Origin of the sequence: Bacillus cereus group sp. BfR-BA-01355, assembly GCF_022663675.1 — a bacterium.
GTDB lineage: Bacteria > Bacillota > Bacilli > Bacillales > Bacillaceae_G > Bacillus_A > Bacillus_A thuringiensis_S.
Genome location: NZ_JAKUFY010000130.1, coordinates 1 through 14,668, shown reverse-complemented (window position 1 = coordinate 14,668; position 14,668 = coordinate 1). Strand labels below are relative to the sequence as shown.

The following is a 14,668-nucleotide window of genomic DNA, read 5'->3' as shown; positions in this document are numbered from 1 at the left end:
CTTTAGCTGTATCTTGAACTGTAGTTGTTTTTTCAACTTTAACTACTGGCTGAACTTTAATTGGAGCTTTACCTGTTAAGTAAGGAACATGAACATAAGCTGTTTTTCCGTTATATTCAAATTGAATCCAATCATTTTGTACTTGGTGTGTTGTTTCGATTATATCATCTTTTTTCAACTTACCAAGAATCTCTGAATCTGTGTTTGCACCAGCACGTACGTTTAATACGTTTGCTGTTACGTAGTAAGTGTCTTTTGTATAGTCAGCGCTTATGAAAGCTTCTTTACCGCTATTCAATTGAACTTTTGACCAACCATTTTCTGTATGTAAAACATTTACTTTATATCCATCTAATAATTTTCCTACAACTTTTGATTCAGTAGTTGGGTTTTCTCGTACGTTTAGTACGTCAGTCGTTACGATTGTTTCTGCTTTAGCAGATGTTGTGAAAATCCCAAGACCAAAAACCGCTGCTGTTGCTATACCCATAAATTTTTTCATAATAGCCTCCATTGCATTTGTTTTCGTTGACCTCATTATAGCAACCATTATTTTCTTATTTGCGAAAAACATATAATTACAAAGCTTTCGTAACGGAGCATTAATATTCTGTAACAATTCCATAAATATCCTGATAGCGCTTCCTTGTTGTTTTTTGGCGTATCAGGGCATATAAAACACAAAATGAGTAGCATTTCAATTACTGTAACATTAATAATATTACAGTGATGTTTATCTTGAATGTCTGTAGTGTTACAAGAATGATGTATTTTACTATTTGAATGAAAAATTAGTTATGAAATGATAATGTTTTTAGGTGTGAAAACATATAAACGAGGTGAAATTTAATAAAATATCGATATAATTGTTACAAAATCAGTCGATGTATGGAAAAAATTACGCCTTGATTTTCGTCTGTTACATAGTATTTTTGCAATAATAGGATTAGATAATAGCCTTAGTACCTATAAATAATGAAGAGTAATAGAATGATAGTTGTAACGTGAAACATATATAATAGAAGAAACTCGATTTAATAGGTAAATAAAAAACGCAGGAGTGTAAACTCCTACGTTTTTGTTTATTCATATCGTAAACATTCAATTGGATCAAGTTTTGCAGCTTTGTTAGCTGGTAGTAGTCCGAATGCAATACCGATCAGCATTGAAATACCTACTGCAAGAAGTCCAAGTTCTTTTGAGACAACGAGTGGCCATCCAGCAAAGATTGAGACGATCCAAGCGAAGAAAATACCGAGCATGAATCCGATGAAACCACCAAGTCCTGTTAAAATACAAGATTCGATTAAGAATTGTGTTAATACTTTACCACGTGTTGCACCAAGAGCTTTACGAATACCAATCTCACGTGTACGTTCTGTTACAGATACGAGCATGATGTTCATTACACCGATACCACCAACAAGTAAGGAGATAGCAGCAATACCACCGAATACCATTTTCATCATACCGATTGATTCGTCTAGTTGTTTCGTAAATTCACCTAAGTCTTGTGCTTCGAATTTGTGCTCAAATTTAGGAGCTTTCAGTTCGTTTAAGACAGAAACGGCTTGTTTTTCTACACTTTTACGTTCTGTCGGAGAGGTCATTGTTAATCTTACGGAGTCATACTCATTTACTCCTGAAATTACAGGTGCATTTTCAAGTGATGTATAACCTTCAGGCATAGGCATTCCAAAGTCGTTTTTCGTTTCGTATACACCGACTATTTTATAAGGCTTTCCTTTTATATCTGTGTATTGGTTTGATTCCCAACCACTAAATAATTTGTTGAAAGCTTCTTCATTTAATATAACAGCAGGGATTGCTTGGTTTAGTTCACTGTCATTTAATTCACGACCGTGAACTAATTTTATTTTCGAATCTTTCATAAAGGCGCCTGTTCCACCTTTTAAATCAAGATTTACATCTTTTGAACCAGCAGATGCTTTTACTTTCATACTTACGTCTGGATATACATCTTTAACGCCTGGTACAGTTTGCAGACGGTTTAGCATATCAGGTGTGATTTTGGCACTATCTGTTCCGTAATCAGGATTGTTGTAGTAAATCGTTACTTCGTTATCTTTTCCTTGGCCTAATTCTTTTTTAAACTTTGCGTTTGTACCATCACCCATTGAAATGATAGTAATAATGGCACTAATACCGATAATAATACCTAGCATCGTTAAGATGGAACGCATTTTATGAGCAAAGATAGAGGAAAGGGCCATGCGTATATTTTCACTCGTATTCAAAATTAACCTCTCCAATCTTGGACGACATTTCCGTCACGAATTACAATTTGACGTGCTGCAGCTTCCCCGATTTCACGGTCATGGGTAATCATAATGATTGTTGAGCCTTGTTTATTTAATTCGTAAAAGAGGTCCATAATTTGTGTACTTGTTTTCGTATCAAGTGCTCCCGTCGGTTCATCGGCTAAAATGAATTTTGGGTTATTTACGATTGCGCGGGCAACGGCGACACGTTGCTTTTGACCACCGGATAATTCGTTTGGTAAGTGAGTAGCGCGATCAGCTAAACCGACTTTTGTTAAAGCGGCTAATGAGCGTTCGCGTCTTTCTTTTTTATCAACTCCAGCGTAAATAAGAGGTAGCTCTACATTTTGAAGTGCTGTAAGTCTCGGTAATAACATGAAGTTTTGGAATACGAATCCGATTTCTTTATTACGAACATGTGCAAGTTCTGTTTCAGACATGTTTGAAATGTTTTGTCCAGCTAGTTCGTACGTACCCGTCGTCGGTTTATCTAAGCAACCAATAATGTTCATTAATGTTGATTTACCAGAACCAGAAGGTCCCATAATAGAAGTGAATTCTCCTTGATTCAGTGTTACGTCAATTCCGTGTAATATTTGAACGGATTCTGCACCATTTTGGAAGGATTTCGTGATGCCTTTTAAGTTAATCACTGGGCGACAACCTCCATACCATCTTTTAAGTCTTTTTCAGGTTTAGAGATAACTTCCTCTCCTTTTTTCACTCCAGAAACTTTTGATTCGCTATCAGTCTCGAATTCAACAGTAACTGCTTGTTCTTTCGCTTTACCGTCTTTTACAACGAAGACAACATTTTTGTCACCTTTTTTCACGATACTGCTTTTCGGAACAATTGTACCAGTTGCTTCGCCAGATTTACTTGTTACGTATACGTGGAAGCCGTTTTGTAGTTCGTCACTATTATCTAATGTGACAGTGAATTGATAGTTAGAAACAGTTTTATTTTCATCCATGCTCTTTAATGGTGTAGAACCGATTTCTGTTACTTTTCCTGTCCAAGTCTTACCAGCGACAGTTTTTGAGGAAACAGTTACTTCTTGCCCAACTTTCATACTAGCAAGCTCATATTCAGAAAGTTGACCTTTTACCTTGAATTGACCAGCGTGACGAAGAGTAATTCCGCTCATACCTGTTTTTTCGTCAGCAGTTTTCACGATATCATCAATTACGCCATCAGCAGGACTTGTTACAGAAAGTGTGTTTACTTTTTCTTTTGCTGCTTTAATCATTTCATCAGCTTTTTCAACTTCAAACTTTTTCATTTCAAGTTGTGATTCTAATTGCCCAACTTCAACTTCTGATGCTTTTAATGCTTCAGAAGGAAGGCCTGCATTTTTATCTTTTTGTAATTTTTGTTTCGCTGCATCAATTTGTTTTTGAAACAACGTTACTTCTTTTTGTGCGATTTTCTTTTGCATTTCTGCTTCTGTTACACCTTGTTTAGCAGTAGGGTCATTGTATTTAAACAGAAGCTGACCTTTTTTCACTTCATCGCCTTTTTTTACAGCTAATTCATATGTTCCTTTTGTTGGATCGAATGAAATAGTTTCAATTCCGTTTGGAATAACTTCGCCACCAAATTTTTGCGCGTTTTGGATTTGTTTTTCAGTTACTTTATATCCGCTATATGCCATTGCTACTTCTGAACGGCCACCACCAGCAAATGCAAAGTATGATCCAGCTGCAATTCCAATTGCTACTACACTAGTAATTAACACTTTATTTTTCTTTTTCATCTATTTATCACCTTTTCGTTCGTTTTAGTATCTACATTAAGTATAGAAGAGGTGAAGAATCTGACAAATCGTTTTAGCTTACAATAACCTTACAGTTTTGTAAGGTATGAATATGTAAATGTAAGGTAGAGGTTGTCCTAGTATAAGCAAATGAATTGACTCGTTGTTTCTTTCTTACAATAATATTGTATGAAGGAGAGGAGGAAGGAAGATGGAAGCTTATTTTAGTGCGCATCCATTAAAATCGTTTATTCCATACTCAAGACAACACGTCCTTATATTATTTATTATGTTGGTGGGGATATTTTTTCTGTATCAATACCAAGATTTATTGCGTCAAAGTGAGTGGAATATAACGGTTCGATATGCGATTGCATTTTTATTTATAGGTAGTGAAATTGGGCTCTATATGTGGGAGTGGAAAGCGGGGATTTTTGAGCTAGCTACTTCATTACCGTTTGAGTTATGTACGATTAGTTTATTATTAGCGTCGATTATGATTGTAACGAAAAGTTACCGCATATATGAGATTGTATTTTTTACAGGAATTATTGGTGCATCACAAGCCATTTTAACGCCGAACTTGCAGTATACTTTTCCACATTTTCGTTTCATTGAATATTTCATCGCACATGTATTGCTCATTTGGGCACCGCTCTTTATGACTTGGGTAGAAGGGTATCGTCCTACATTACAATCTATTAAACGTACGATGATATTTTTAAACATATTGATTCCGATTGTTTCGTTTGTAAATTACAAAACAGGCGGTAATTATATGTTTTTAGCTCATAAGCCAGAAACTGCTTCATTACTCGATATGTTAGGGCCGCATCCTTACTATATTATTTCATTAGAAATAGCTGCGCTTATTGGATGTTACACTTTGTATATGCCGTTTGCGAAAAGAGAGAGGCATGCGCATAAAGAATCACTAGGATCATAGCCTAGTGATTTTTTATCTTTAAAATATTTACAATTCTGAAAATTAAGAATAAAATTAGGGGGTAAATTATATATAGAGAGAAGGGAAAACGTGGTCAAAAAAGTTTTTCTAAATGGAATGGAAGTGACGATTCAATTTCTTATTTCGATTTTGGGGATTATTATTTTAGGGGCTTTGCCGAAATTATTTTATGGATTTAAGGTGGATGTATCAAAGTACATACAGACTTTAAAAGAAGTGTTTGTGAACTTAATGGATATTTCCAATTTGCAATATGTGAGAGGTAAATTTTTATTTCCACAGTTGTTCGTCCATTATAAAGAAACGATTATTATTTTTTTGGCTGCTTTTTTCATTTCATTATTTGTAGCATTTTGCATTGTTTATGTAATTATGAGTAGTTCACCGCGTATACAACATCGAATTAAATCATTTCTTATCTTCCTAGAATCCATTCCAGATATTCTTCTTATTTTAGTATCACAAATCTTAGTTGTATGGTTTTTTAAACAAACAGGTTTTTTACCTTTTCAAATTGCGTCAATTGGAGGCGAGTCGATTAGAGGGTTGCCAATATTGTGTTTGAGCATCCCGACTACGATTATGTTTGTAAAAATGGTAGTGATTCGTTTTGAAAATGAACTAGAAAAAGATTATGTACTATTTGCTAAGGCGAAAGGGCTGGGGCGTTTTCATATTTTAAATCGTCATATTTTACGAAATGTGTTGCTTAGTACATTATTCTTTGCGAAAACGAATATCTTTTTTATGTTATCTAATTTATATATTATAGAATGGATTTTTAATACGGGTGGTATTTTTATGTTTTTGAAATCGTATGAGGGTATTAGAGTTGAGGTTTTCATCGTTAGTATGCTGCTTATATATATCCCGATATTTATTTTATTCAAGCTGTTTCATTATTTCATTCCAACTGCGATGAAGGAGAGATTATAATATGTGGATGTATATAAAACGCGATAAAAGATTTTGGATAAGTATTGGGTTTCTTCTCATATTAGTTCTTTTGAGCATCGGAAATACGTTATGGAATGATGGACACATTAGGCAAGTTACATTGCAATATGATGCAGATGAAAATCCACAAGTGCCACCGTTTTCACCTTCATTACAATTTTTACTCGGGACAGACCGGAAAGGATACGACCTGTTACATTTAGTCATTGAAGGTGCGAAGTGGACGATTGGTATATCTATTTTAATTGCGGCACTTAGAATGGTGATAGGTGTGTTTTTTGGTGTTGTGCTTGGAACATATGTAAAAAGAGGGTTTTCAAAAATTGAGGCTTTCTTTGATAGTTTTACAGTTATTCCAACAGTTATGATTGCGTACTTTTTTCTTCACTTTGCAAATGCATTTGGGAGTGGAGAGGAAACAACAACCTTTTTTGAAAGGGCTTCGTTTCAAGTTTTATTACTTGTAATGCTTGTGATGCCAGTTATTGCACTGTATGTTGCGAAGGAAGTCCGTAAGTTGAGAACCGAAGAATTTATTGAAGCTGCGTGCATATTAGGTGGATCGAGAAGGCATATTGTTATAAAGCATATTTTCCCGCATCTCTATATGACGTTTATACTTGTATTTTTTCAGCAGTTTACGCAAACTCTTACTATTTTACTGCACTTAGGGTTACTAGAAATATTCTTTGGCGGAACAGTTCAGTTTTTAGGACCGATAGAAGAAATAGAATCATACACACATGAATGGTCAGGCTTAATTGGAGTCTATTTTAGATCATTAACAGTGAATCCGTGGATCCCTCTCGTTCCGATTACATTTTTTGGACTTACTATTTTTTCAGGAAATATGATTGTAAAAAGTATAGAAGAGGCGATGTTGAAAGTAAGATTAGGAGGAGAGATAAAGAAGGACGTAGTAGAAGCGGAACAATCTGTTGTGCAGTCAAAAGAAGATTTATTTACTTTTAAACATACGATGTGAAGAGAAAAAGAAGCAAGCATGGATTTCATGCTTGCTTCTTTTTTTTATTTTGTAGAAACTTCACCTGCAGCTTCTGTTTGCGGAATAAAGTATCCAATTATACCACCGATTATTGCTGGAATGATCCAGCCAATTCCTAAGTTATAAAAAGGAATGGTGTGTACGATATTAGCGATAAAATCTGGTATCATTTCCACATTATCAAGTGCATGAATACAGCTAATAATAAACGCTGCGATCATCGCTCCAATGTAGACAGAAGGTTTACGTTTCGTATATTTATCGATAAATGATACGAAAACTAAAATGATCGTAATTGGGTACAAAATAATTAATACAGGTAATGTGATTTTAATTAATAAGCTTAATCCTAAGTTTGAAATAACGAAACTAAAGATACAAACGTATAGTACAAGCTTTTTGTATGAAACATTTGTTAGCACTGTTGTGAAGTAATTTGCAAATGCACTCACAACACCAATTGCCGTTGTTAAACAAGCGAAGATAATGGCGATACTTAATAAAATATTACCGCTTGTCCCAAAGAATTGATACATAACAGTAGCTAATAGCTGCCCACCGTTTTCGAATTGTCCTAAGTTTCCGTTTGAAGCTCCAATATAACCGAGTAAGAAGTAAACAATTGTTAAGAATAGAGCAGCGATACTTCCGCAAATGATTGTATATTTTGCGATAGATTTCTTCTCTTGTATACCATTTTGACGAATTGCATTTACAACAATTGTTGATAGTACGAGAGCCCCAATTGCATCTAACGTTAAAAATCCTTCAAGAAATCCTTTGAAAAACGGGATGTCTTTATAGTCACCGATAGGTTCTGCAAACGTCCCTGGTGAAAGAATCGCTTTTGTTGCCATAATTGCAATAATTACAAGTAAAATTGGCGTTAATATTTTACCGATATGATCTACTAGCTTGGATGGATTTAATGATAAGAAGTAAACGACTGTGAAGAAAATCGCACTAAAAACTAACATAGAATACCATTGATCTGGGAAAAGTGGTGCAATCCCGATTTCATAAGATACAGATCCAGTTCGTGGAATAACAAATAGTGGGCCGATTGAAAGATAAATAATGATAGCGAATACTGCTGCGAATTTTGGATGAACACGGCTCGCTAAAGTGTTAAAACTACCACCAGCAAGGGCAACAGCAACGATAGCAAGTAAAGATAAACCGACGTCTGTAATAATAAACCCTGTAATGGAAACCCACATATTTTCTCCGGAAGAAAGACCAAGAAGGGGCGGGAAAATCATATTACCAGCACCGAAGAAAACTGCGAATAGTAATAAACTAATCGAAAGTATTTGCGCTGGTTTTAAAGTTGTACGCATATAAAGAAAATCCTCCTAATGAGTATTTTTTGTCGAAAATTCAAATAATTTGTCGAGTAACTGTTATTATTTTAAAGGTCTGATGATTAGAAAGCAATAGGGAATTTTGAAAATATTAAAAAATAATGCATTAAATCGAATAAATATACTATTTATATGTTTAATAGGAAGGATTTAACTTTTAACATAAAAAAACACATACCGCTAGGATACATGTTTTAAAAAAATATTTTTTTATCACGTTCTTCTTTTAAAATTTCAACTGCTTCTCGGAAACGTTGTGAATGGACAATTTCTCGTTCGCGTAAAAAGCGTAGGCTGTCATTTATATCTGGATCATCTGATAAGTTAATGAGCCATTGATATGTTGCGCGTGCTTTTTCTTCAGCTGCAATATCCTCGTATAGATCGGCAATTGGATCACCTTTAGCCTGTATATAGGTTGCAGTAAATGGAACACCAGCAGCGTTATGGTAATGAAGAGCGCTGTCATGGTCGACGTAATGAGGGTCAAGACCAGCTGCCTTCATCTGTTCAGGAGTCGCATCTTTCGTCAGCTTATAAACCATCGTAGCAATCATTTCAAGGTGAGCAAATTCTTCTGTGCCAATATCAGTAAGAAGGCCAATGACTTTATCAGGAATTGTATAACGTTGATTTAAGTAACGTAGTGCAGCAGCTAACTCGCCATCTGCACCGCCGTATTGCTCAATTAATAATTTTGCAAGTGCTGGATTGCAAGTTCCCACTTTAACTGGGTATTGTAATTTCTTTTCATAAATCCACATAGTTTCTCTCCTTTATATTTGCCATGGCCAAGGACCTTTGCTCCATTCCCAAGGGGCATTAGAATAGCTGTTTCCAAACTGTTGGAGTGGTCCGTATTTTTCTTCCATCTTTTGTTTTAATACTCTCCGTTTATAGGAAAAATCATTAAATTGATTAATCGCAGCGGTGTCATCTGGATGTGTATCTAAATAAAGAGTGAGTTCAACTAGTACAAAGTCCAGTTCTTGAAGCTCCAGTAAAAGCTGATAGTATTCTTCTGGTAGCGATTGAGTCACGTCAGTAGTCACCGCCCTTTTTTATAAGGATTTTCATAATAGTCATAAAAAACAGGCCATAAAGTCCCTTTTTGTAGTGCTTCTTTTGGCGTGAATTGCGGTAAGTTTGGCGGTTGAAAGCCTAAAAATAAATTAGGAGGAGTAGAATAATATTTTTTTCCGATAGGAGGACAAGGATCGAGAGGACTATGATAGGGCACGAATGATCTCATATATTTATTCACGAATAAACCTCCTTAAATGTTCATTACTACGTATTGTATTCAGACATAATAGGCCTTTATGACACATATAAAAAAGTAATAAGTGCAGGGGGAATGAATGTGGAGAATGTAAAAAATTTAATTGTGTTAGAAGTAAAGAACTTAAAGGAAACTCTGTATTTTTACGAAGGAATTTTAGGAATAACACCTAGTTCAGAAAGACCACAATTAGATATTACAGGTGTTTGGTATGATGCCGATTCAACGAGAATTAGTTTTGTTATGAATCGCATGTTAGGAGGAAGAGAGAAGAGTGTTACGAATTCATGCGATGGTTTAACATTTTCGATTTCTAACATAGAGAAGTTAAAAAAGAAGCTAGCGTTTTATGAAATTTTATATACGGAAAACAAAAGTGAGAAGAGTATTGTAGTACAAGACCCAGATGGATACAAACTTCAAGTGATAGAGAAGGCCGAATAAAAGGAGGGGATTTAGTGGAGAGAAATTATGAAGAAAGTGCGTTGTTTGAGCATCAATTTTGGCTAAAGGTGCTTACTGATCATTCGCAATTTTTACTTGATGCATTAGCTCCGAAGGAAAAAGAGGATATAAAGAAGGCCGCTTATTTTCTTGAAACATTTACGAATCTTTTAAATAAAGTACATAATGTGAATCTCATTACATTTTCAAAAGAGGCAGAACGAGCCGCAAAGGAAATAAGAATGTTTAAATTAAGTATTATACAGAAACAACTCGAGGGAAAAATCACTATTCATTTTACGCCAACTTTCATCAATCATATGGTAAACGAAGTAGAAGAGTATATAACAGTGTTAGAATTTTTAAAGAAAGGAGAAGTTCCGCCTGTTTTTCATGAATTACATTATCACCTCGTTTGGTTAACAGATGCGGCTGGTCATGCAGGATCTATTTCTGGTGGACTAGATCTTGTTGAAAAAAGATTAAAAGAGAAAAGTGAAGAATTCACGAAGCACTTTGAAAAATTTTACTTAAAGGCAGTTGAGATGACAGGGTATTTACGGACAGAGCTTCATCATTTTCCTGCATTAAAGAAGTTTACAAAAGATGTTTCACTTGAGTTAAAATTATTTTCACATTTTCTCCATGAAGTTGAAGAGCTAGAGTTATCGAATGAAATATTAAGTACATTATCTGCTAGAATGGCGGATCATATGGCAAGAGAAGAATGTTATTACTTATTAAAATTAGCGCAATCATCTGGACTTGAGATACCAAAATGTAATCCGCTTTAAAGAAAAAAGAGGCCAATTTTATTTGGCCTCTTTTTCTGTTTTATTTTCTCTTTTTATTTTCGCTTGTTCAATACTTGCCTGTAATGTCTCCATAATATTGATGATGTTTGGAGTTGGAGAGATTGTTTCGGTTTTTTCCTGTTGTTCAATTTTGTTTTCGATTAGTTCGGTAAGTGCTTCTTTATACTCATCTGTATACATTTCTTGTTCAAAAGGATTTGTAAGGTGGTGGATTAAATTAATTGCTGCTGTGAGTTCTTGTTTTTGAATAGGATAATTTTCATTACTTGGTAAGTTAGGTGTATTTGTTATATCGCGAATTTCATTAGGATAGTGAATAGTTTGTAACATAAGCCCATCTTCAAAGTTACGGATAATAGCTAAATGTTGTTTTTTTCTAATAGAAATATGAATAAGCCCAAGTTTATTTGTACGTTCAAGAGCCTCTTTTAATAATAAATATGATTTTTCATGTCCTGGGGTAGGGCCTATAAAATAAGAACGGTCATAAAGAACAGAATCGATTTCGTTATTTTGGACAAAAGATATAATACGAATGGAGCGTGGTTCGTGAGCTTTTTGTAATTCAGCCAATTCTTTTTCATCTATAATAATGTATTTATGAGGTGCGTATTCATAGGCTTTTACAATATCTGTATCATCGATTTCTTCATCCGTGCAATCGGGAGCAAATTTTTTATATTTAATAGGTGTTAAGCATTCTTTATGGAGACTTAAAAATTTTATATCGTTTTCTTCTACAGCACTATATAGTTTAATTCCTATATTTAATAATCCAAGTGAGAGTGCACCTTTCCATACGGTATGCAAATGAAGTCTCTCCTTTCCTTACAAATGATTATGTATATTATGAGATAGTAAGAAATTTCCTATACGTTTATTTGCTTTTTTAGTGAAGAGTAAGCGGGAGAGCCTGAGATATAAAATATATTGACAAGCCCTTCGAAATATTTTAATGTGAGTGTATAAAATTGTCTATAAAGGGGAGTAACTTATTACAGTAAAGTCGTCATTACAGGGAGAAACCCTCGGCTTTATTGGCAACGTTCCGTTGTTAGTGAGACCTTTACCAGCAATGGTAAAGGCCCCTTATTGTCTTTTTTAGGACCCTTACCATGTTTGGTAGGGTCCTTTTTGTATACAAAGAGAGGAGATATAAAAATGAAAAAACTTATTAGTAGATTAAGAGTTGTATTTCATGTTCGCCGATTTGTTCCATTTCTATTTGACTTTTTCACTTCAAAAGAGGTTTCAATAAAGAAGAAAATTTTATCTATTGCGTTTTTAGTTGGTTATGTTGCGATGCCGCTCGATTTAATTCCAGACTTCTTACCGTTTATCGGTATTTTAGATGATATTGGAATTGTGTTATTTATTTTGAACCGAATTGTAAAAATGGCGCCAGTTCAATTACAAGAAAAGCATAACGTAAACGTAGGATAGGAGTTAAAAATATGGAGCAAATTATTTTAGATATAATCGAGTTTTTAAAGCAGTTTTCTTATTTTGGAGTTGTGTTAGCATTAACGTTTGAATTTATTCCAGCAGAAGTAGTTTTGCCCATGGTTGGTTATTGGGTGTACGAGGGAGATATGAATTTTTGGCTTGCTGTACTAGCCGGAACCCTCGGCGGAACGACAGGACCTTTAACGTTATATGCACTCGGTTATTACGGCGGTCGTCCTCTATTAATAAAATACGGGAAATACTTCTTCATTAAAGAAGAACAAATTCAAAAAGCAGATGATTTCTTTGAGAAATATGGACCGGTTGTAGCATTTGTTGGACGCTTTGTGCCAGGAGTTCGAACGCTTATTTCTGTTCCGTGTGGTATGGCGAAAATGAACATATGGAAATTTAGTATATATACATTTGTAGCAATGTTCCCATTAACGACTTTATATGTTTATTTTGGAATGAAATTAGGTCCTCATTGGGAAAAAGCAGCGGACGTTGTTGGGCAATATATGCTACCGATATTAGGAGGCGTTATTCTTATCGTTGCTAGTATCTTTGTCTATAAATATATGAAGAAAAGAAATAAAACGGAATCTATCTAGTCATTTGAATATTTTTTGAAAATAGATGAATAGTACAGGCAAAAGACTCTGAGGGACATACACATATAGGGAATATAAAAGAGAGAGGGGAAACAACTATGTCTTGTGAGTGCTCAGGGTCAGCATTAACTTGTTGTCCAGATAAAAATTATGTGCAAGATAAAGTGTGTAGTCCGTGGTCTGCTACTGTAGTTGCAACAGCAATTGATAATGTTCTCTATACAAATAATATTAACCAAAACGTAGTTGGTACTGGTTTTGTTAAATATGATGTTGGACCAGGCCCAATTACTGTAGAGGTACTTGATTCTGCTGGGGGTACAATTGATACACAAACATTAAACCCAGGAACGAGTATTGCTTTTACGTATCGCCGCTTTGATAGTATACAAGTTGTGTTACCTGCAACACCTGCTGGAACGTATCAGGGAGAATTTTGTATTACAACACGTTATCCACTTTCATAGCAGAATAGGAGAGGTTCAAAATGGGAATGAGAAGTTCCAGTTTGTCTTGTTGTTCTAATAAAACACTTGTGCAAGACCAAGTATGTACAGACTGGTCTATTACAGGTGCTGGTACTCAAATTGTATATACAAATAATATCACGCAAGAAGTATATGGTTCAGGGTACGTGAAATACGATGTGGGAGCCAACCCGATTACAGTTGATTTTTTAGTAGGGGCAACAGTAGTTGATACAATTACTGTACAACCACAAAGTAGTGGTACTTTCACTGTCCGATATTTTACTACTGTCCGAATTACTACGACAGGAACGACTGTTAATCAAGGTGAGTTTTGTATTACAGTACGTTATCCAATCTCATAAAAAGCATACCGTGAACGGTATGCTTTTTTTTGAGAAAGTAATGAAATTGGTATTCTATAAGCAACATGTAAATTCGCAACAGTACTTGCCTTCTAAATATAGTGAAGGATTACTTGTTATATTGATAATACTGACTGACTGTAAGTTTTTTCCTGTGTACGATATTGTATTACCAGGAAACACAGTGAAAATATTGGTTGCGGCTCCAACGATTTGAATTGTAATTGATTCTGTGCTGCTAGTACTATTGTAAACCGAAACAGTACCTGATATAAGTAGTATCCCATCACTTTGCCACAGTATCATTGATTGTGATGCATCTTTGGTAGAAGGAATGGTGTTATTAGTTATAAGGAAATTCCCTGCAAATTCATTTGTTACTCGCTCGCAATTTGGATTTGGAGGAGGGGGCGGTGGACAAGGGGCTGGACAAATAATAGATAAAGGAGCGAAACAGCCGATATTTTTTTTATTCTTCAATACAACCCCTCCTTTTAAGTGGTCTTTTACTACTATTAAATGTAAAAGCATGGCCGATGTGTTAAAAAAAGAAGGAAATATTAAAAATTAAGATTGTCTAATAGGCTTAAACCTTAACTTATCATTAGTGTTATAGAAAAGATTATATGTGAATAGTCATAGGAAAAGAATGATCAGACTCTTTTAGACAAAAGGTGGTTGTATACAATAGTACGAGGAATGTTGGACTTAATTTCTAATTAACTGTATATTTACAAAAATCTAATAAACTTCATTTTTTATTTAAACGACATTAACATGTATTAGATAAAATAGCCCTTGTAATGAATCAATTATTATGAGGAGGATTCACGTGGAAAGAATTGCTTTACGAAAAGTAAAAGGTCTTATTGGATTATTGATGGTTTTTGTATTAGCATTTGT

Annotated in this window: 20 protein-coding genes; 10 read left to right on the top strand and 10 right to left on the bottom strand. The window is 34.7% G+C overall.

What is annotated here, in order from left to right; translation table 11 throughout:
* From MR167_RS27475 to MR167_RS27460, 4 genes are all read right to left on the bottom strand, one after another.
* The coding region (locus tag MR167_RS27475) for an SH3 domain-containing protein (protein ID WP_242315961.1) at positions 1-625 on the bottom strand (625 nt) is incomplete at its 3' end.
* A 457-nt stretch (positions 626-1,082) separates the two neighbouring features.
* Entirely contained in the window at positions 1,083-2,234 is a 1,152-nt protein-coding gene (locus tag MR167_RS27470; protein WP_003309116.1) for an ABC transporter permease, read from the bottom strand.
* Between the two features lie 26 nt (positions 2,235-2,260).
* The gene (locus MR167_RS27465; RefSeq protein ID WP_000609101.1) at positions 2,261-2,935 is read right to left on the bottom strand and encodes an ABC transporter ATP-binding protein; all 675 of its coding nucleotides are present in this window, start codon (positions 2,933-2,935) and stop codon (positions 2,261-2,263) included.
* On the bottom strand, positions 2,932-4,038 hold the full coding sequence (locus MR167_RS27460; RefSeq protein WP_242315959.1) for an efflux RND transporter periplasmic adaptor subunit: 1,107 nt from the start codon (positions 4,036-4,038) through the stop codon (positions 2,932-2,934). Before MR167_RS27460 ends, MR167_RS27465 begins: the two co-directional genes overlap by 4 nt.
* A 211-nt stretch (positions 4,039-4,249) precedes the next feature.
* On the opposite strand from MR167_RS27460, the gene MR167_RS27455 reads away from it, so the two are divergent.
* The 3 genes from MR167_RS27455 to MR167_RS27445 all read left to right on the top strand — a co-directional run bounded on the left by MR167_RS27455 (position 4,250) and on the right by MR167_RS27445 (position 6,947).
* Entirely contained in the window at positions 4,250-4,984 is a 735-nt protein-coding gene (locus MR167_RS27455) for a YwaF family protein (protein WP_000388717.1), read from the top strand.
* 90 nt (positions 4,985-5,074) lie between these two features.
* Complete coding sequence (locus tag MR167_RS27450) at positions 5,075-5,941, top strand: ABC transporter permease subunit (RefSeq protein ID WP_000239690.1); 867 nt, start codon at positions 5,075-5,077, stop codon at positions 5,939-5,941.
* 1 nt (position 5,942) lies between these two features.
* Positions 5,943-6,947, top strand: a complete 1,005-nt coding sequence (locus MR167_RS27445) for an ABC transporter permease (RefSeq protein ID WP_000266973.1) — start codon at positions 5,943-5,945, stop codon at positions 6,945-6,947.
* A gap of 44 nt (positions 6,948-6,991) precedes the next feature.
* Here MR167_RS27445 and brnQ2 read toward each other — a convergent pair whose 3' ends face one another.
* The 4 genes from brnQ2 to MR167_RS27425 form a co-directional block, all read right to left on the bottom strand.
* Positions 6,992-8,308, bottom strand: a complete 1,317-nt coding sequence (gene brnQ2, locus MR167_RS27440; protein ID WP_001260933.1) for a branched-chain amino acid transport system II carrier protein BrnQ2 — start codon at positions 8,306-8,308, stop codon at positions 6,992-6,994.
* Between the two features lie 218 nt (positions 8,309-8,526).
* A complete protein-coding gene (gene cotJC / locus MR167_RS27435; protein ID WP_000265275.1) occupies positions 8,527-9,096 on the bottom strand; it encodes a spore coat protein CotJC in 570 nt (189 codons plus the stop codon).
* A gap of 12 nt (positions 9,097-9,108) precedes the next feature.
* Positions 9,109-9,372 (bottom strand): spore coat protein CotJB, encoded by a 264-nt coding sequence (locus MR167_RS27430; RefSeq protein WP_000194492.1) that lies wholly within the window; start codon positions 9,370-9,372, stop codon positions 9,109-9,111.
* An 8-nt stretch (positions 9,373-9,380) separates the two neighbouring features.
* Positions 9,381-9,596 (bottom strand): spore coat associated protein CotJA, encoded by a 216-nt coding sequence (locus MR167_RS27425; protein WP_001046257.1) that lies wholly within the window; start codon positions 9,594-9,596, stop codon positions 9,381-9,383.
* Between the two features lie 93 nt (positions 9,597-9,689).
* On the opposite strand from MR167_RS27425, the gene MR167_RS27420 reads away from it, so the two are divergent.
* On the top strand, positions 9,690-10,058 hold the full coding sequence (locus MR167_RS27420; protein WP_003276813.1) for a VOC family protein: 369 nt from the start codon (positions 9,690-9,692) through the stop codon (positions 10,056-10,058).
* A 14-nt stretch (positions 10,059-10,072) separates the two neighbouring features.
* Positions 10,073-10,852 carry a DUF2935 domain-containing protein gene (locus tag MR167_RS27415; RefSeq protein ID WP_000440984.1) on the top strand — a complete coding sequence of 260 codons (780 nt, stop codon included), beginning with the start codon at positions 10,073-10,075 and terminating at the stop codon, positions 10,850-10,852.
* An 18-nt stretch (positions 10,853-10,870) separates the two neighbouring features.
* On the opposite strand, the gene ku is transcribed toward MR167_RS27415, so the two are convergent.
* Positions 10,871-11,683, bottom strand: a complete 813-nt coding sequence (gene ku, locus MR167_RS27410; RefSeq protein ID WP_000557750.1) for a non-homologous end joining protein Ku — start codon at positions 11,681-11,683, stop codon at positions 10,871-10,873.
* Positions 11,684-12,034: 351 nt separating this feature from the next.
* Between ku and MR167_RS27405 the strand changes: the two genes are divergently transcribed.
* The 4 genes from MR167_RS27405 to MR167_RS27390 all read left to right on the top strand — a co-directional run bounded on the left by MR167_RS27405 (position 12,035) and on the right by MR167_RS27390 (position 13,765).
* Positions 12,035-12,316: a YkvA family protein gene (locus tag MR167_RS27405; RefSeq protein ID WP_000733844.1), complete on the top strand. Its 282-nt coding sequence runs from the start codon at positions 12,035-12,037 to the stop codon at positions 12,314-12,316.
* A gap of 11 nt (positions 12,317-12,327) precedes the next feature.
* Positions 12,328-12,933 (top strand): DedA family protein, encoded by a 606-nt coding sequence (locus MR167_RS27400; RefSeq protein ID WP_000435017.1) that lies wholly within the window; start codon positions 12,328-12,330, stop codon positions 12,931-12,933.
* A 98-nt stretch (positions 12,934-13,031) separates the two neighbouring features.
* Entirely contained in the window at positions 13,032-13,400 is a 369-nt protein-coding gene (locus MR167_RS27395; protein ID WP_001277542.1) for a DUF3992 domain-containing protein, read from the top strand.
* A gap of 20 nt (positions 13,401-13,420) precedes the next feature.
* A complete protein-coding gene (locus MR167_RS27390) occupies positions 13,421-13,765 on the top strand; it encodes a DUF3992 domain-containing protein (RefSeq protein ID WP_000525819.1) in 345 nt (114 codons plus the stop codon).
* A gap of 54 nt (positions 13,766-13,819) precedes the next feature.
* On the opposite strand, the gene MR167_RS27385 is transcribed toward MR167_RS27390, so the two are convergent.
* A complete protein-coding gene (locus MR167_RS27385) occupies positions 13,820-14,200 on the bottom strand; it encodes an S-Ena type endospore appendage (RefSeq protein WP_229172956.1) in 381 nt (126 codons plus the stop codon).
* Between MR167_RS27385 and MR167_RS33430 the strand changes: the two genes are divergently transcribed.
* A complete protein-coding gene (locus tag MR167_RS33430; protein ID WP_003276823.1) occupies positions 14,088-14,336 on the top strand; it encodes a hypothetical protein in 249 nt (82 codons plus the stop codon). The genes MR167_RS27385 and MR167_RS33430 overlap by 113 nt on opposite strands.
* The last annotated feature ends 332 nt before the right edge of the window (positions 14,337-14,668 follow it).